Annotated in this window: 17 protein-coding genes; 7 read left to right on the top strand and 10 right to left on the bottom strand. The window is 38.8% G+C overall.

Annotated elements, in window-relative coordinates; all coding sequences use genetic code 11:
• Positions 1–8: 8 nt before the first annotated feature.
• A complete protein-coding gene (locus tag CC97_RS13995; protein WP_044977068.1) occupies positions 9–470 on the top strand; it encodes an S-ribosylhomocysteine lyase in 462 nt (153 codons plus the stop codon).
• A 76-nt stretch (positions 471–546) separates the two neighbouring features.
• Here the strand turns inward: CC97_RS13995 and CC97_RS13990 are convergent, their stop codons facing one another.
• Positions 547–978: an Rrf2 family transcriptional regulator gene (locus tag CC97_RS13990; RefSeq protein WP_044975618.1), complete on the bottom strand. Its 432-nt coding sequence runs from the start codon at positions 976–978 to the stop codon at positions 547–549.
• 628 nt (positions 979–1,606) lie between these two features.
• Between CC97_RS13990 and CC97_RS13985 the strand changes: the two genes are divergently transcribed.
• Positions 1,607–1,894 carry a hypothetical protein gene (locus CC97_RS13985; protein WP_044975616.1) on the top strand — a complete coding sequence of 96 codons (288 nt, stop codon included), beginning with the start codon at positions 1,607–1,609 and terminating at the stop codon, positions 1,892–1,894.
• On the top strand, positions 1,895–3,346 hold the full coding sequence (gene proS, locus CC97_RS13980) for a proline--tRNA ligase (protein ID WP_044975615.1): 1,452 nt from the start codon (positions 1,895–1,897) through the stop codon (positions 3,344–3,346).
• Between the two features lie 258 nt (positions 3,347–3,604).
• Here the strand turns inward: proS and CC97_RS13975 are convergent, their stop codons facing one another.
• The 4 genes from CC97_RS13975 to CC97_RS13960 form a co-directional block, all read right to left on the bottom strand.
• A complete protein-coding gene (locus CC97_RS13975) occupies positions 3,605–5,314 on the bottom strand; it encodes an AAA family ATPase (RefSeq protein WP_044975614.1) in 1,710 nt (569 codons plus the stop codon).
• Between the two features lie 285 nt (positions 5,315–5,599).
• Positions 5,600–5,983 (bottom strand): HEPN domain-containing protein, encoded by a 384-nt coding sequence (locus CC97_RS13970; RefSeq protein ID WP_044975612.1) that lies wholly within the window; start codon positions 5,981–5,983, stop codon positions 5,600–5,602.
• Positions 5,970–6,314 carry a nucleotidyltransferase domain-containing protein gene (locus CC97_RS13965; RefSeq protein ID WP_044975611.1) on the bottom strand — a complete coding sequence of 115 codons (345 nt, stop codon included), beginning with the start codon at positions 6,312–6,314 and terminating at the stop codon, positions 5,970–5,972. Before CC97_RS13965 ends, CC97_RS13970 begins: the two co-directional genes overlap by 14 nt.
• A 414-nt stretch (positions 6,315–6,728) precedes the next feature.
• Complete coding sequence (locus tag CC97_RS13960) at positions 6,729–8,084, bottom strand: UPF0236 family protein (RefSeq protein WP_044975609.1); 1,356 nt, start codon at positions 8,082–8,084, stop codon at positions 6,729–6,731.
• A 220-nt stretch (positions 8,085–8,304) separates the two neighbouring features.
• Here CC97_RS13960 and CC97_RS13955 point away from each other — a divergent pair, with 220 nt between their 5' ends.
• From CC97_RS13955 to CC97_RS13940, 4 genes are all read left to right on the top strand, one after another.
• Complete coding sequence (locus CC97_RS13955; protein ID WP_044973469.1) at positions 8,305–8,676, top strand: hypothetical protein; 372 nt, start codon at positions 8,305–8,307, stop codon at positions 8,674–8,676.
• Between the two features lie 20 nt (positions 8,677–8,696).
• A complete protein-coding gene (locus CC97_RS13950; RefSeq protein ID WP_044973470.1) occupies positions 8,697–10,454 on the top strand; it encodes a transposase in 1,758 nt (585 codons plus the stop codon).
• Positions 10,455–10,950: 496 nt separating this feature from the next.
• Positions 10,951–11,544, top strand: a complete 594-nt coding sequence (locus tag CC97_RS13945; protein WP_049962920.1) for a type IV toxin-antitoxin system AbiEi family antitoxin domain-containing protein — start codon at positions 10,951–10,953, stop codon at positions 11,542–11,544.
• Complete coding sequence (locus tag CC97_RS13940) at positions 11,541–12,368, top strand: nucleotidyl transferase AbiEii/AbiGii toxin family protein (protein WP_044975608.1); 828 nt, start codon at positions 11,541–11,543, stop codon at positions 12,366–12,368. The genes CC97_RS13945 and CC97_RS13940 overlap by 4 nt, the downstream gene beginning before the upstream one ends.
• Before the next feature lie 134 nt (positions 12,369–12,502).
• Here the strand turns inward: CC97_RS13940 and CC97_RS13935 are convergent, their stop codons facing one another.
• The 5 genes from CC97_RS13935 to CC97_RS13915 form a co-directional block, all read right to left on the bottom strand.
• Entirely contained in the window at positions 12,503–13,936 is a 1,434-nt protein-coding gene (locus tag CC97_RS13935; protein WP_044975607.1) for a dockerin type I repeat-containing protein, read from the bottom strand.
• A gap of 483 nt (positions 13,937–14,419) precedes the next feature.
• Positions 14,420–15,199: a dockerin type I repeat-containing protein gene (locus tag CC97_RS13930; protein ID WP_044975605.1), complete on the bottom strand. Its 780-nt coding sequence runs from the start codon at positions 15,197–15,199 to the stop codon at positions 14,420–14,422.
• A 446-nt stretch (positions 15,200–15,645) separates the two neighbouring features.
• A complete protein-coding gene (locus tag CC97_RS13925; protein WP_044975604.1) occupies positions 15,646–16,440 on the bottom strand; it encodes a DUF4367 domain-containing protein in 795 nt (264 codons plus the stop codon).
• A gap of 109 nt (positions 16,441–16,549) precedes the next feature.
• Positions 16,550–16,987: a sigma-70 family RNA polymerase sigma factor gene (locus tag CC97_RS13920; protein WP_044975603.1), complete on the bottom strand. Its 438-nt coding sequence runs from the start codon at positions 16,985–16,987 to the stop codon at positions 16,550–16,552.
• 293 nt (positions 16,988–17,280) lie between these two features.
• Positions 17,281–17,694, bottom strand: a complete 414-nt coding sequence (locus CC97_RS13915) for a hypothetical protein (RefSeq protein ID WP_044975601.1) — start codon at positions 17,692–17,694, stop codon at positions 17,281–17,283.
• Positions 17,695–17,990 lie beyond the last annotated feature (296 nt).

Below are 17,990 nucleotides of genomic sequence, written 5' to 3'. Positions count from 1 at the left end.
TCCTATACATGAAAAAAATCGCGAGCTTCACAGTAAACCATGACACACTTGAAAAAGGTGTTTACATTTCAAGAGTAGACGGCGATGCCGTTACATACGACCTCAGAATGAAGAAGCCTAATGCAGGAAGCTTCATTTCACCGAAGTCACTCCATACTATAGAACACCTTCTTGCAACTTATGTCCGCAACTCGGAATATTCCGACCAGATCATCTACGCCGGACCTATGGGCTGCCGCAGCGGCTTCTATCTTATAGTACGAGACAGCGTATCCAGAGCAGAAGTTCTTGAACTTGTAAAGAAAGCATTCGTATTTATCGCAGACTTTACCGGAACCATCCCTGGTTCATCAAAGGCGGAATGCGGTAACTATCTCGAACATGATCTCGATGCTGCAAAGGCTGATGCTGCGGAATACAACGAAGCACTTAAGAACGTTACTGCAGATGACATGAACTACAAAGACTGATAAATAACATAACATGCAAAAAGACCGTATCCCTTTGAAACAGCGATACGGTCTTTATTTTTCAGAAAATCTGCGGTCAGATCACATAGTCATTGTTATTGTTCGCACGGTCTATAACATCCTTAACGGTTATACTGTTGAGATAATCCGTAGTTCTTTTATGGAGCTCCTCCCAGATGAAAAGAGTCATGCATTCGCCTGCTCTCGGACATTCGTTTATCTCATTTTCAAGACAGCTTACCGGAGCAAGATTTCCTTCGGTGACCATGAGTATCTCACCTACGGTGCAGCTTTCAGGAGAACGGGCCAGTTTGTAGCCGCCCTGATAGCCTCTGTTCGTCTTAAGTATCCCCGACCTGTTCAGCATCGGAACGATCTGTTCGAGATATTTCTTTGAAATATTCTGTCTTGCAGCAATGTCCTTCAGCGTTACGAAACCTTCATCAGCGTGCATTGCAAGATCTATTACAAGCCTTAGCGCATATCTTCCCTTTGTTGAGATCTTCACAGTATCTCCTCCGTTCATGAAATGATAATATTATTATACCATAGGTTTACTATGTTTTCAATAGCTGTTTTTAATGCAGTTCTTCCTGAAATGTCACAGAAAAAACATACAAATTTTTATGGAAGAATATAAGATTTTATGGATTTCGCGATAGTTTTTGTTAAATATCATGTGCACAATTGCTTTTCTGACATGCAAATACTGGTCTTTTGCTGTATCTCTGTACGGCTATACTGATTTGTCTATATATGATATTCCATTTTATCTATTTGACATAACCCATATGCTATGGTATCATAATAACAGAAGATAAAAACAGATACAAAGATTCAGTAAAAAATAATCTTCTATTAAATATGACATTTTCATTTAACTTTACACATACAATCCTAACCCGAAAAGCCGGTGCTCGAAAGAGTACCGGCTTTTCACCTTGTTAAGCTTTTTTCCCTTGGAAAACGCTGATTTATTCATAAATCAGCGTAGGGGTTCGGGGCGAAGCCCCGCAAATCCCACCTCCGGAAATCCGGCAAAGCCGGATTTCCGATTTAATCAGTGTTTCACTTGATTTTCGCGTATATTATGGTATAATTATAATGTATGCAAAAAAGAATTTACCGGAAATGAGGTGTCTGAACTGGAAACAACCGAGGGACTTTCAATTGCAGTTTCCTTTGTCTTTCTCGGAAAACTGCTGCTCATACTCTTCCTTATCTTTCTGGTGACGCTTCTTACACCAAAGCTTGCTGCTTTCATCGACCGGCACCGCGGCAGAAAGGAACGACCCGGTGAGGACGAAAGACTTTATCAGGTGCGAAGTGCATTCGAACCCGCTCCTGACGACGAAAAACCATTAAAAACTCTGTTTCCTGAGGTTCAGGAACACAATAAAACCACCAGAAATGAGGACGAATAAATGGCAAAGAATAATAACAATCAGAAAATGGTCGAAGCCATCACTTCAATGGATGAAGACTTCGCAAAATGGTATACCGACATCGTAAAGAAAGCTGAACTTATCGAATACACAAGCGTAAAGGGATGTATGGTGATCCGTCCTTACGGCTACGCTATCTGGGAAAACATCCAGAAGATACTCGACGGAATGTTCAAGGCTACAGGTCACGAAAATGTCTGCATGCCGATGTTCATCCCGGAAAGCCTTCTCCAGAAGGAAAAGGATCACGTTGAAGGCTTCGCTCCGGAAGTTGCATGGGTAACAATGGGCGGTAACGAAAAGCTCGAGGACAGACTCTGTGTACGTCCTACATCAGAAACTCTCTTCTGCGAACACTACGCAAACATCGTTCACTCATACCGCGATCTTCCTAAGCTCTACAACCAGTGGGTAAGCGTTGTAAGATGGGAAAAGACAACACGTCCTTTCCTCCGTTCAAGAGAATTCCTCTGGCAGGAAGGTCACACTATCCACGCTACTGCTGAAGAGGCTATCGAAGAAACAGAAAAGATGCTCAATGTTTATACAGAATTCTGCGAAAAGTATCTCGCAATGCCTGTTATCCAGGGTAAGAAGACTGAAAGCGACAAGTTTGCAGGTGCCGTTTCAACATACGCTATCGAAGCGCTCATGCACGACGGCAAGGCACTCCAGGCCGGTACTTCACACTACTTCGGCGACGGTTTTGCCAAGGCTTTCGGCATTGAATACACAGACAAGGAAAACAAGAAGGTAAATCCTCACCAGACATCATGGGGTGTTACAACACGTCTTATCGGTGCCATCATCATGACTCACGGTGACGACAACGGTCTCGTTCTCCCGCCGGCAGTTGCACCTGTCCAGCTCGCTATCATCCCAATCGCAATGCACAAGGAAGGCGTTCTCGACAAGGCAAATGCTCTCGCAGATGAACTCAGGGCTGCAGGCATCAGAGTTAAACTCGACGACTCAGACAACTCAGCAGGCTGGAAGTTTGCCGAATACGAAATGAAGGGCGTTCCGGTAAGACTTGAGATCGGTCCTAAGGACATCGAAAACAACCAGTGCGTTCTCGTAACACGTCACAACCGTGAAAAGACTGTAGTAAGCCTCGACAATCTCGCAGAAGAAGTTCAGAAGAAGCTTACCGAAGTTCATGACGGTCTCTACGCAAAGGCTCTCGAAAACCGCGAAAAGAGAACTTACGCATGTAAGACAATGGACGAGATCATCAAGGCTCTCGAAGAAAAGGGCGACGGTTTCGTTAAAGCTATGTGGTGCGGAGAAGAAGCATGTGAAGATGAAGTAAAGGAAAAGACAGGCGTTGGTTCAAGATGCATCCCGCTCAAGCAGGAACACATCTCCGACGTATGCGTATGCTGCGGCAAGCCGGCTAAGCACATGGTTTACTGGGGCAAGGCATACTGATAACTGAGTAATATCAACTTATATGTTCAAAAGGCACCCGCTGGGTGCCTTTTCTGATAATATGGCGCCTCCGGCGCAATTCTACAAACCGAGCTGAAGGGACTCGGTTTTTCCATAGCAGTCTTCGGCCCGCGGGGGGGGTGAAGACTACCATTATACAGAGCAAACGGGAGTACCGGATTTTGATTTACCGGTACTCCCGTTTGCTTTATTTATTCAGAGTAATCCTTAAGGATAAACATTACTGTACTTGTTTCTTCATTCCCCTATAAGCACACGACTTCCTTCAAATGCAAAGCCGTACTTACGGATCCTTTCTTTCTTAATACCCTTATCAAGCAGTATCTGCTCGTATTTTCTGTCTTCTATCTGCTTCAGTGCTGCCGCCACTGTATCTTCAAGACTGTTTTCGCCTTTTCTTTTATTGATCACCTTGAATTCGAAAATCATTGCATCATCTTTTTCCTTATCCAGTGGTTCAAGAAGCACATCATATCTTCCGAATCCGCTTTCACGGTTGGATGTTACCGCATATCTGTCACGCAGGTCTACAAGAAGTCCGAGTACAAAGCCATGATAAAAACGTTCCGGTTCTGCTTCTTCTGACGGCTTCTTTCCTGTATCGAATGAGCTGAACATCGATACTGTCAGGTCGTTCATGAATTTATTCATATAGTCAAGGTCATTCTGAAGAAGGGCTTTGAGAAAATTACTGTATCTGTCGCCTTCAGCGAACCAGTCAGAGATCAGGTCTTCAAACATTTCCAGCGTTTCATGATTTACAATTGCTAACTCATACTTTTTCCCGTTTATGCTGTTTATTTTAAGATATCCGCTCATTGTAAGCAGACTCCATACTGAATCACGGGTCTTTCCAAGCTGACTGTAGACAAGTTCCTCATTTATCTGCTTTGTTACTGTTCCTCCGCAAAGGAGATACTCAAAATCACTCTTAAGTTCCGCATCACCTTCGCGCAGCAGATCACTCACAAGTGAATTTGAACTGGTATTTGCCCAGTAAGGTGCATATTTTCCTTCATCCAGAAAATTAATTATCGACCATGGATTATAGACGTCCTTAAGATCACCAATGATGAACCCGTCATACCAGTATTTAACCTTTTCCTTATCTGTATATCCATATTCATCAAGTGCATTAAACACCTCTTCTTCAGTAAAGCCAAAATACTCCTGATATTTTTTTGCCGATAAAGAGCAGATCTTAAGATTATTGAAATCAGAAAATAACGACTCCTTGCTTACTCTTGTGATACCTGTAAGTACACTGCGATACATATACGGATTACTTTTGAATGTAGTATTGAAAAATGTACGCATAAACGCAGCAACTTCATCCCAGTATTTTTTCACATAGGATTCGACCATCGGCGTATCATATTCATCGAGAAGAATGATTACTTTCTTTCCGTAATGGATCGACATCAATTCTGAAAGGAATGCTATGCTTTGTGTAAGAAGATCAGTATTTACTTTTTTCTCCGTCTTTTTTAGCATAGTCTCAGCCATTTCCTTATACATAAAACGGAATATTTCTTTTTTATCGGCTGATATTTTTTCACTTTTACTAACAAAATCCTCATAACTGGAATACACCGACATCATCGTCGTATTCATTTGTCTCAGAAAATCTTCATAAGTAATCCCCTTGATTTTAGCAAAAGTAATAAAGATTACAGGCTGGCTTCCCTGAATTTCTCTCATTTCTGCATCGTTCCAGACACTCAGACCTTCAAAAAGATCATTTCGTCCTGCATATTCCGGACTGAAGAAGCATTCGAGCATACTCATATTCAGTGTTTTACCGAAACGGCGCGGACGAGTAATCAAAGTAACGTCATCGTCTGCATTCCACCAGTCATTTATGAATTCTGTTTTATCCACCAGAAAACTGCCGCGTTCTCTGATTTTACTGAAACTCTGTACTCCTGTCGCTATTTTTCGAGGCATATTATCAGCTCCTTTCTGTTTTATTTTTTCGAAATCTTTCCTTTAAATTATACTATATTTTTACCTTTATGACAACAGAAAAACGTGATTGTTTTTTCTCAAAAACATCGTCCGGCAGCCATCCGAATGAAAATGTGGCGCCTTCGGCGCAATTTTACAAAACGAGCTGAAGGGACTCGGTTTTTCCATAGCAGTCTTCGGCCCGCAAGGGAGAAGACTACCATTATACAGAATCAAACGGGAGCACCGGATTTTTATTACCGGTACTCCCGCTGATTTTATTATTCAAAGAATTTTATCAACCTCAGATATAATACCTTCGGCATTAGCGATTTGTTCTTCAACGTCTGTTTTTGAAACAACATAAAAAGAATCATAATCACATTCCGTCCTGAGTTTAAAAAGTTCTGCGATTTTTTCAGACATTTCTGTACCAAAAACACCTGTCTTAATATAAACCTCTCTGAATTTTGAAATAACTCCGCTATGCTTTTTCATACTGTATCCATCTTTGATCAGCAAAGCACTCATAGCATGAAAAGCTGCATAATACGAACGGTTCGCAGCGCCATAATACTTTTCAGAATTAAAAAGTATTTTCGCTTCTTCAAGTGAATTCTTAGCTTTCTCGATTTCAAGCTTCGGAACAATTTCTTTAACGTCCTGCATAGCATATTCCCTCATTTATCACGTTTCTGTAAAACGGTGATATCTCAGCAAAAAGATTAAACTGTTCAACAGGCTTAACCGTTACTGTCACTGTTATATTATGATCAAGACTAAGATCACTGTCTATCTTTGCAAGTGATTTATTGTACAAACGAATATCGCTATCACTTTTATCAACAGTCAGCAGAATATCAACATCTGATTCGTCGTCGTAATCACCTCGCGCAAAAGATCCGTAAAGATATGCATTTACAAGACTGTTTCCAAAAACCGCCTTCGAACGTTCAAATGCTTCACCAAGAATAGCAATAGCTTCGCTTTGTGTACACATAAATTCACTTCCTCTCGACTGTTATTTCACGTTAGACGAACGTATTTATTACCTTAATTATACCTCATTACTTAATACCCGTCAAGGATTGGTAATAGTTTGTATGTGTCAAGTGTTCGTTGGCATTTTACTGTAATTTCCAAATTAGCTACATTGCTTGGAATATATCGTTAATAGCACGCTCCGTTTTATTGCGACAGGGTATACTTCACCTGCGATTATCCGATTGGTAATCCCACAACAGACGCATTTATTCCACGGTCCGCTTGACAACGAGCCTCTGGCAATATGATTTTCTGCAGCAGAAGCAGACAGAGCCTAAAGGCTGTGCTGCATGGCTGACCAGCCTATCATATTGCCTTCTCATTGTAAAGCGGCTTTCGAGGCATAAACGCTTGGGTATACTGAGGCTATTCAGTTTAGTATATTAGGAATCTTCGCTATCTTTGACATCCACTGAAGGTTGGCCGGTATGCTTATGTTATGAGGACATTCATATCCTTTACCTTCGCTTTTAGGAACCATAGATACAGAGAATTTCATATCTTCATTTACGAAAGGTTCGGTTACTTTGTAATCATCCGTTTGATCAAGTGTATCTGTGTTTCTTGCACATAAAATGATTGCAAGATTATTTCCGCCTTCAATGCTCCAGCAGGCTCTTCTTCCTTTCATTCTGTTTCCTATCAGAGTGAACACATTGCTTTCCATACTTCCCAGTCTTGCGTGATGTATATGTTCAGGATCACGCGTTGGCGGTATAGTAACACCTCTGTTAAAGTAATCGCTTAGAGCTTCTCTGTTTTCTGTATAATATCTGTACAGTTCTTTAGCACTTGCTGTTTCTTTCTCATCAGTTATCGAGTTTACGTAAGCCTCAATACAGTTAATGGCATCGTCGAACTTTTCCTTATTCACAAGATCTGTAAGTGTTTTTACCATGTCTGTATCGTGAATGCATTCTTTGATTTTCTTGTTTCTGTGGAACTTATCAAGAACACAGAGTGTCCGGCAATCCGACTCGTTCTGTATCCACTGTGCTCCGTCTCCGTTTTTCATTCTGAGGTTAACTACGTCCATATCGTATTTACTTGCAATGACTGCATTCTTGTGTTTTCTGAACGAAGCTGCAGGTTCGAAACTTGCGTAGGCAACCTTATTATCAAGTTTTCTTCGAACTTTCTTGTTTGGAAGTCCTGTATATTCCACACCATCGTATGCTATCATTATCTTCATTTCTTTTGATGAGCCATATGTTTTTCTGTCTTTTCCCTGCAGACTGAGCCAGTTACCATCTGCTTCTTCGTATAGAATTTCTGTTTCCACAGACCCGCAAAGCTGGCCACTCTGATTCAGTTTTGTAAGTTCTTCATTTTTCTGAATACGTCGTTTGCCTGCTTCCTGTACGACGTTCCATACAGCCTGATGACTCATACTCATTCCTGTCAGTTTACTTATGCATTTTGCAGTTTCACGGTATGACATGACACATATCTGATCTTCTATGAGTGATACAACATCTTCATCGATCATTCCAATCATATTACTTTCTATGCAATCGTCAAGAGGACAAACATATGTTTTGGCTTTTAAATCCTTATACACGGTTCTGCTGTATTCAACTATTCCTATACGTGTTTTTACGGAGCTTTTTCTCTTACCTTTATTTCGGTATCGGCTTGTATCAATGGATTCTCTTATGTACGAATCAAGTCTTTCAAGTAAGTCTGAAATGATTTGGATTCCTGTTTTAAAGAGCGATTCAATCACTTCAGTTGTTACTATTCACGGCCAAATAATGTAAAATAGAAAAATGATAATGGTGCTGAAAACATTGAAAATGCGATGTTTTCAGCACTGTTTTTTTACGTAAAAAAAGTACAAAAAAGCATAGTGGTATTTGTTTAAATAGATACCAATAAAACTATTGACATTTTCGTTGGTATGTGATATAATAATAAGTACCAAGTGTAGAAAGGAAGCTGAAATCATGTCGATTGTACGCTACACAGATAAGAAAACCGGAAGAGTGGTTCTTTATGAATCAACATCACACTACGACCCTGTAACCAAACAATCAAGACCAATACGCAAGTATCTTGGAGTGGAAGATCCGGTAACGGGAGAACTGATACCGTCTACAGGAAAGCCGGGACGAAAGGCTAAATCAGAATCAAATAGCAATACTGTTGAAACGAAGGTAACAGCAGAACCGGATTACAAGGAAATCATAAAAAAACTAAAAGAAGAAAGTATACAGAAAGATAAAAGAATCAGCGAACTTGAAAAACAAAATGCTATTCTTAAAAATCACTTACTGAACATAAAGGAATCAGCAGAAAGAGCGCTGGAACAGAAATAAAACAGAACAGGAAGCAAGCTATGAACAGGCAGTTTTTTATCAATACATCATTACAATATGAAAATAAAAGACTTAAACGTCTGGTAAAAGAATTTGAAAATGGTGAGAGATATAAAAAACTGCAGCATAATCATCATCTCATATATCTTGGATATCAGAGGCGGATAAAACAGCTTTGCAGACAAGTTCGGTCATCAAAAAATGCAGTGAAGAAAGTACGCGATATCTGGTATGAACAGCTTGTAATTGAATGCGAAAATCACACCAAAGAGCTTGATGAAAAGATAGATACAATCTGTAAATTAAGACAGGAAAACTATGATTTGTTCTGTGAGTATCAAAAAAAGCTTGCTAAGAAGGACGAAGAATATCAAAAAGCACTTGACGAGAAAGACACCATAATAGAAACACTTAAAGCCGAGATCCGGCATATGAAAGCGGTACAGGACAGAGATGGAACCAATACATCTCTGCCTACATCGCAGACACCAATCGGGAAATCAAAAGCAAGACCAAACAGCAGAGAAGAAACCGATAATTCCAAAGGAGGCCAAACAGGGCATAAAAGATCAGAGCTTGAACCACCTGCAGAAGAAGCAATAACTGATATAACGGAACATTGTTTAACTGAAGATGACTGTTGTCCGAAATGCAAAAAAGATGAGTTTGAATATACCGGAAAAACAGAAAATCGCTATGAAATAGAAGTAGAAGTTAAAGTAAAGAGGGTGAAGCATAAGTATTACGTCTACAAATGTAAGAATTGCGGGACCCTGGTGATCAGCAGAACGGCACCTGAAAAAAGAACGAAAGTAAGATATGGAGCAAACGTACAGGCAATGATACTTGTTTTGCTGAATATTATGAATTCGTCAATAAATAAGGTTCCTGTATTCTTTCAGGGCATAACAAACGGAGAGATCAGTCCGAGTGAAGGGTATGTAGCTAAAGTACAGGCCAGAGCCGCCAAAGCACTGGCAGTTTTTCATAATGATTTGCGAAGGGAGTTACTTAAAAGACTGCTCATTTACTGGGATGATACCGTGGTTTACGCCGATACCAAAAGAATCTGCCTGAGATTTTACGGAGACGAAAGAATCGCGTTCTTTGCAGCCCATGAAAACAAAGATATGAACGGAATTCTTCTGGATGGAATACTTGAAAATCTTTCTGCTGAAACATCTGTTATGCATGATCATAACAGCATCAATTACAATGAACGTTTTGTGTTCATAAATATTGAGTGTAATGCACATTTGCAGCGCGATCTTCAGAAACTTGCAGATGAAACCAATCATGAAGTACTGCTTGAAATAAAAGCATTGATATCAGCAACGATAAAAGACCGAAAGAATCTGATACAAGCAGGAACAACACGATTTGATGATGGATATCTTGAAAATTTTGAAAGCAAGCTTACAGAACTTCTGCAAAGAGCAGAAACGCTGGCAGAAGCGAATACATCAAAATATTCAGGCGGTCCGGAACGCGCTCTGATACGCAGAATCATAAAATATCGCAGCAATTACTTCGCCTGGGTATATGATTTCAGTCTGCCTACAACAAATAATCTCTCAGAACGAGCACTACGTGGGACGAAAACAAAAATGAAGGTGTCAGGTCAGTTCGCATCTTCAAAAACAGCAAATAACTATGCAATGATTCGTACATACATTGAAACATGCCGAAGAAATGGAATCAACGAATATGATGCATTAACAAGATTATGTGATGGTAACCCATATACTGTCGAAGAAATATTTGCTGAATGTGAATAATAAAAAATACAGCACCACCAGGCCGGTAATAAAACCGGTCCAGTGGTGTTGTTTTCTTTTGTACTGGGAAAATTAGGTCGTGAATAGTAACCTTCAGTTATTATATCGTGAAAATTTTCAATTTTATCCTTGTTTAATTCGATATTATATGTTATACTCATATTGGCTACACTACTTTCATGTTTATTTGTTGCAATCTTAATATTAAAGCATTGTAGCTAAGATGGCAAGTTATTTTTGCCATCTTTTTTTTATTCACTTGAAAATTTCCAGTTTTTTCGCCCACAATAATTATACACTAACTAATAGTTTTCCAAAAGCATTACATATAATTTTTAATTACAACCGTCCAAATGAATCGGTGGTCTGCCTACGGCAGACTATAAATAATGCCGGTAATCGCAGGATTACCGGCACATTTTTTTCGCAGCATCTTGACAATGATATAAATATAAGATACAATATTTATATCAAAGTATCTGAAGGAGATGATTACATGGAGAATGAAGTTAAATTAAAAATGATTTCAGATAACAACGGTGGTATAATCAGTACTAATAATGCATCAGAAAGCGGAATTTCAAGAATGATGCTTTTAAATCTTTGTAAAAACGGAATAATCGTACATATAGCACATGGCCAGTATATCCTTGCAAATGAAATACAGGACGAAATGCTTTCTGTTTCCATGAGATCAAAAAATATTATATTCTCGCACGAAACAGCTCTTTTTCTCCACGGGATTTCGGATCGCACTCCGTTTGAGCACACTATAACCTATCCTTCCGGAAAAGTGCCGTCACAAGCTTTACGTGATGTTTGTAAAATTTATTTTGTCAAACCTGAACTTTTTGACATGGGGAAAACAGAACTCACTACTCCGATGGGGAACCAGGTAATCGGCTATGACCTTGAAAGAACCATTTGTGATATAGTTCGCAGCAGAAACAAAGTAGGTACAGAAACTTTCCACGCTGCTATGAAAATGTATGTTAAAAGGAAAGATAAAGATTTTAATAAATTATATTTATATGCAAAAGAACTCCGGATACAGAAAATTATTAATAATTATTTAGAGGTACTTTTATGAACAAGGCAATGAGTTTAAAAGCCAGAATACGTAATATTGCTAAAGAAAAAAGAATCCCTGCACAGGTCATACTTCAGAATTATATGTTTGAAAAGCTGTTATTCAGATTATCAAATTCCTCATACAAAGATAAATTTGTTATTAAAGGTGGTATGCTGGTAGCAGCTTTAGTAGGACTCGATAACAGGGCAACTATGGATCTTGATACTACATTAAAAGGTCTTCCGCTTGAACCTGAAAAGATCAGAGTTGCTCTTACTGAAATATGTTCAGTTAATACTGACGATGAAATTATTTTTGAAATAAACAGTATAAATCCTATTCGTGATGATGACATTTATGGCGGATACCGTGTCAGTCTGAACGCCAGATATGATACCATACTGGTTCCTATGTCAATTGATGTTACAACCGGAGATGTTATTACGCCACATGCGGTAAAATATGATTTCAGTGAAATATTCGGTGATGAAACATATAGTTTATGGGCATATAACGTGGAAACAATAATGGCTGAAAAAATAGAAACTATACTCCGAAGATCCGTGTTCAATACAAGACCAAGAGATTTTTATGATGCATATATTCTGGCAACTACAAAAACATATGATAAAGAAACTTTCAGAGATGCTCTTAATGCAACTGCAGAACACAGAGGAACTACCGAACAGATATCAGATATCGACGGCATCATTTTGAATATTTCAGAAAGCAGAGAACTTAAAGTTATGTGGGATAAATATCGAAAAGAATTTTCATATTCCGAAAATATAAGTTTCGAAGATATAGTAAATACCATAAATGAAATTCTGATTTTTAATTAAGTTACTAAACGCTGTTACCTTCTCTTTTTCATAAATTGTGGTCTGCCTGTTGCAGACAAATTAAATGCCGGACATTCCGCAGAATGTCCGGCACCTTTTCAGAGTAATTGATATGGTAATTTCGTTATAATCTTTTAGAAAACTGTATTGAACTTTATCTCTGTAGCATCTGTTACATCAGCATCTTTGCTAACTTCGATAAATATGATCCAGTCTGCACTATTTTCGGTTCTGGACTGACTTTCTCCAAGAAGATCCCGGTAGATCGTTACTGCTTTATTTGTTACACTTTCCACCTTATATCTGTGATCTGTCGGACCGCCTTTTCCCGGATAGGCTACATACAGTTTATGTGTTTCAAACCATTCATCAGTATATTTCTCGTTTAATATCGGAAAAATACCGCCGCTGTAGAAACCGGTTTTCTCTATTTCAAGGCTCTGTTTTTCATTGTACAGGGCTTCAAATCCGGCACGGTCTTCTATAATGCTGTACTGCGGGTATTCGTCGAGTTTATTGTCTGTTACACGGACAGATATTGCTGCGCTGTATTTTACTTCCTTTTCCTGCACCACATTCTCAGCATTTTTATCGTCAGTAAGAGAATCTATCTTCTTTGAAAGATACTGTCTGAGTCTTGCGAGATCAGCGATGGCAACTGCACCATCACCGTCAAAATCAGCTACTGACTTCATATAATCTGTTAAATCTACATCACCTATCAGTACAAGAGACAACATTGTAAGATCACTTATATCCACTACTTTATCGTCGTTTATATCTCCGTATACAGCTCCGTTATGATTAGTCGGCAGAGGTGAAGCAGGTGCAGTGGTATGTGTCGGCATTGGTGTGCTTGGATCAAAGATTATCGGCTCCGAAGTTGCTTTGTTTACAGGTTCAGTCGGTGAAACAGTAGGACGAGGTGCTGCTGTCATATCCGGAACAGAAATCTGCTGAATACTGTCGATCATAGATAACTTTCTTACCTGTTCAGCATTTACAACACATGATATCGAAGAAATCAGCTTGCTTGCAGATACATCTGCGGTTTCTTCATCGATACCTGCTGTTTTGAATATCTCCTCACGCCAGTCATTTAAATATTCTTGTATTGCTTCTCTTCTTGCTGCTGATGATAACTGCGTTTTCTTACGTTCGATCTCTCTGGAACCTGCAGTCAGATCCATGTGATACTTTAAAAGTAAATCATGGTATTCCTCGGCTGATCTGGCATTAGCTGCTTCCAGTTCATCAAGTATTTCCTGTGACGGCGGAACATATTCTGCTTCGATTTTTTCATAAGCATCACCGATTTTTTCCTCAATACGAACGGATAATTCATCCTCATCAATTGATGCTCCCTCAATAATGATTCTGATATTATCAGCTTCAGAATTCACCAATTCACGAAGCTCAGCAGAAAGTTTTGAAGAATTCATTACCTTCTCTTCTGAAACTGTCTCTGTTCCTTCCTGATTTTCTGCCATAACAAAACCCATGCTGCCTGGTTGAATTAACATTGCAAAGCTTAAAACTGCTGCGATAATTCTCTGATCATTTTTCATAAAGATTCCTCCCTGCAAAAATTGCACGTTGCATGTTTGATTTTCTATCTATACAGTGTAAAAAACAAGTCACAGGTAACACCTGAAACTTCTTTTTCCGTCATATCATTTCTTCTTTTCATGCTTTCTATTTATTATACACTCGAAACCTTTAAATATCTCTCCTCTTTTTTCAGATTTGTAGCAATCGTATATTTTCAGTCCAATAATCAGTACAGTCTGTACAACAGCATAAATTAAAAAAATACCGCGGATATTCTGATAAAGTATATCCACGGCAGTTATTCTGGAAAATGTGGCGCCTTCGGCGCAATTCTACAAACCGAGCTGAAGGGACTCGGTTTTTCCATAGCAGTCTTCGGCCCGAAGGGGTGAAGACCACCATTTATACAGAGCAAACGGGAGCACCGGATTTTGATTCACCGGTACTCCCGCTGTTTTTATTTATTCAGAGTAATCCTTAAGGATGAAAATTGCTGAATATCAGAATGATGTTATCTTCTTTGAAAGATACTGCTGAAGTCTTGCAAGGTCTGCGATAGTTACATCACCGTCGCCGTCAACATCTGCAGCTTTCAACCATTCTTCAGGTAAAGGCTTGTCTCCTAAAAGATAAAGTGACAGATACGACAGGTCTCCGACGTCTATCACTTTGTCTCCGTTGACATCCCCTTTTTTCTGACTGTCATCTTCTGCATGTAACTTTGAGCTGTCATATGATCCTTCAGGTTTCTCTGAAAGTGCAAGTCTGTAGCCGAATTCTTCTGAAACAGGAAAGTTGTTTATCTGATCTGCTGTAAGTACCGCAAAAATATAGGTCGAATAAGCCGTTTCAGGTGTTTCCTGTATTATGTCTGCATCTACGCCTGCATTACGTAATCTGTCCAGTTCTTTAAGCGTTGCTTCGCTTTCCGGTTCACTGAGCATCTTTGATCCGTCATCCGCTCTGAAACGCACCGCAAACTTTCCTTCCGGATAAGTTGCACTCAGCGCCTGAAGCTTTAAGCTTGCATAATACTCTCCCGGCGGGATTTCAACCGTAGCTCTGTATTCATCTGCTCCCTTTATCGGATTGCCTAATTCATCGGTAGTCTGTTTAAGATAATAGACGCCGTCTTCGAGATAATAACCTTTAAATCCGCTCATTACATATGCAATACCGTCCTTATCCAGTACCTCATTAGGTGCGGCTGAGCAAACCGCAGCTGTCGCATTAAATAACACTGATAAACACAAACCTAAAGTAAACATTTTCTTTTTCATATTATTACGCCTCCATCCATGCAACGCCATACTGTACTGAACCAGTATAGCTATTCGGTATCTTTTTTACATAAATTGTATAATCTCCAGTTTGAGTTGCTGTAAACTCAATGTTCTCAACATTATTATACCACGTCTGCGATTTCCAAACAACTGTATTATCAGGAGCAACTACCCACAAATCAAGATCCTGTAACGCATGTTCTATTACTGTACTTGACGGAGTATGCGAAGTGCTATTAATTGAGTTGTACTTATGAAAAGCAAGAGATACTCGTACATCGAGTCCCGCTGTCGGAACATTAAAAGTATATGAATCTTCCGTATTAGTTGATGAAACCGTTCCATAATAATAATTATCATAATTTACAGCATTTGCTGTTAAACAGCATAGAGATTATACATAATCCAATTATCCCTTTTTTCATAAAAAAGGAATGCTCCTTTTACTTCATTGAAAATACAATTTTATCACATTCATCGTAAGGTACATTCGCTACATATACAGTCGTTAATAAATTTCCTTTTCCGTACACCAAAGTATATTGTCCGTCTTCTTTAGATACCTTTGCAGTAACACCGTTTAAACTGATCTCCGAGATATTATAATGATCACTTGGATAAACGACTTTAGAAAAATCTTCTTTATTATTGAACAACATATAATCAAGTGCAAGGCTCTTATCGCCATTGTGAAATACAAAATCAACTTTTTTTACATAGTACAATGAAGCATACTCTTGATTAACAAGTTCAAATCCTTCTGGAATATACGCAGGTACTTCAGCGGAAATGCCGTGCTCAGCACATTCTTTTTTTATTCCATATTTATCATCGTCATCTACTGCATCATTATAACTGACTGAAAAGCCCTGGTTTGTATAATTAACAATGACTTCAAATAAGTTTTTATTTAATGCCTTTACAGACACAACATTTGCTGAAAGCAGTAAGATAGCTGTACAGGCAGCTGTTGTGACGATTTTTCTGAAAATATTTCTTTTAGGTTTAGTCTTTTTAAGATTTGCGATGGCTTTAAGTATTTTTTCATCTGAAGTGTTGCGCACATATTCTTCTGCACCTGTAACTTCACAAAACAGTTTGGTCAGATCCGCTATCTTATCATAATCAGGATTTTCCTTTGAAAGTTCAGCGTCTACCTCTGCTCTCAACCCTTCAATTGCCTTTTTTTCTGTTTCTGTATCACTCAGAATTTTAATAAGAAGTTCTCTGTCAGTCATGATCAGAACCACCTTCCTTACAGGATCTATATACTGCGCTGTTTGAAGTTACCATTTTTTTTACAGAGCACCCTTCTAAAATATTCATCATCATTATTATCCTTTCTCATTATCTCGGATCCTCGATTTTCTTTTTTATTCTCATAACTTTACAGTATAAAGCGTTGACCGTCATACCATTACGAGCTGCGAGTTCATTCTTCTCTTCGCCCATAAAATAACTTTTAAGAAGAGCATATTCTTCATCCGAAACGCCCTCAAAAATACTTCCGCTGATATTATCCGGAAAACCATCATCCGGTGCAGATATTTCATCAGTTACTTCATCGAACTGAGGATTGTTCCGGTTATACTCCATTATTTTATATCGCGCTGTTTCATACAGCCACGCTCTGATATTTTCATCAACACTTATATTTTGCTTTTTATAAAGGGCAAAAAACACCTCCTGCACAATGTCTTCTGCATCTGCTTTTCCGCGGTGCATATGCAAAAGAACATACCTTGTCAGTTCTTTTCGATATCTCTGAACTATTAATTCAATCATTATGAGTACTCCTTTGATTGACCTCTATATAGTAATGACGATTTCAGAGCAAAATCTGTCACTCGATTCGAAACTTTGTATACATAAATAAAAGACGCATTTCTGTTTTGTGCACTATGCTGTGCATCGGCCATCCGAATGAAAATGTGGCGCCTTCGGCGCAATTTTACAAAACGAGCTGAAGGGACTCGTTTTTTCTATAGCAGTCTTCGGCCCGCAGGGGTGAAGACTACCATTATACAGAACAAACGGGAGCACCGGATTTTGATTTACCGGTACTCCCGCTGTTTTGTTTACATCAGTTTTTCAAATTCTTCAGTACTCATACCTGCATATTTTGCAGCTTCGGGAACTGATAACTTTCCGTCTTTAGCAAGTCTGACAAAACCATTTACAGCTGTTTCAAACTGTTTGTCCTTTTCCGCAATGATTTTGTCCTTGCGTTCACTTTCTTTTTCAAGCTGACTGATTTTTTCGTTTTTCCTGTCATCTTCGATTTTACGCACATAATCTGAATGTTCTTTGGTATATTCTTCGATACACAACTTGACCACCTCCGCACGTCTGGATTCCAGTATTGCTTTTATTTCTGAATCTTCCGGCAACGATTCTATTGCATTATTTATCGCATCTGCTAGTTTTTCACTTTCAATTTCTGCATCTGCGTCATATATCGCTCCGTATCTTCTTACCTGCTCCACAAACATCGCATAATCCTTAAGCGGTCTGCATGAATTCAGCAGGTTTTCATTTCTTCCGTTATGATAATTCTATCTGAAGTTCCTGCGTAAATGCCGTTCTCCTCCGGCATGTTACTGTTAGTGTTTTTCTTCATAATTGTCCTCTCTTAAATTATAAAATATTTTTGCATTTAATGCAACACCAATATCTTATCATAATTATCTTATTTTGTCAATAGTGTATTTTAATGTTATGGGAGATAAGAACATTTATGGTTATGCGGTTGAAGTATATATGTGTAAATCCTTTTTTGTGCCATAAA

This window comes from Ruminococcus sp. HUN007 (genome assembly GCF_000712055.1).
Taxonomy (GTDB): domain Bacteria; phylum Bacillota; class Clostridia; order Oscillospirales; family Ruminococcaceae; genus HUN007.
Note: the sequence above shows the minus strand (reverse complement) of the source record. Positions and strands in the feature narration are given on the sequence as shown.